General features: G+C 45.6%; 1 protein-coding gene. It reads right to left on the bottom strand.

What is annotated here, in order from left to right; genetic code table 11:
• The coding region (locus tag A3762_RS26885) for an Ig-like domain-containing protein (RefSeq protein ID WP_197468960.1) at positions 1-981 on the bottom strand (981 nt) is incomplete at both ends.

Below are 981 nucleotides of genomic sequence, written 5' to 3' on the forward strand. Positions count from 1 at the left end.
TAAAGTTATCATCTTGGTGCTCAATTGGCGTCAAGGTCAATCCGACTAGCTCAGCCTCTGTTAACGACCAAACGCCACCACCCTGATTTACACCGGAAGATAGCAGCACACCTTCAGGCACACCACTAATAGTAATATCCTGAACCACTGCTGTTTCGGATGCCCCCTTATAAACAACAATATTAAGAGCCATTAATGTATCTTCCACCTCACTGATACTGCTGGCAGAGACCGACACACCATGGTCGCAGAGAGTCGTTATTGATAGTGTTGTCGATGCTGAAGCTTGAGTGTCGCTCTCGCTGGCAACTGCATTAACTAATAGATCGTAACTGCCATTAAAGCCCTCTGGGTGGGATATTTCTAGATTGCCCAAATCAAAACCTGTAAGTAGTGCTTGAGAAATACCGTCAATTACCATCACCTCAGCAGTGAGGGCTCCGTCCGTCACTATCGATCCTATGGGCAGGTCCAGTAACATTACAGACAGAGTTTCTGAGCCATCGATATCAACCAATGAAGCCTCTGCATTCAGACCATAATTAGCGCAATTTTCAACAACCAAAGCTGCATCAGGAAGTACGTCAACGACCACCGTGGCTACTGATACATTAAACCCATCGGATATCGTTACTTGATAACTGTCTCGACCGAGAAAACCATCTACTGGAGTGTATGTGAACGTGCCGTCACCATTATCAAGAACAGCTCCGCTACTGCCCTGAGTAAATGATTGAACGATAAGAATGTCACCCTCCGCATCTGTGGCTGTAGTAATGACATTATCTGAATCTATACTCCCTTGGTCGATGCGCATAGACTGCTGCTGGTCCAAGAGTGACGGAGCCCAATTCGACGGTGCCATCGAGATAGTAAAATCTGACTCAGCATTGTGATTTTGAATACCAATCGAACCATCGTTCAGTAATTCTCCGAAGTCATAAGCTGTTTTTACAACACCATCTACTACAATGGACGCGA

The sequence above is a fragment of the Oleiphilus sp. HI0125 genome (genome assembly GCF_001635355.1).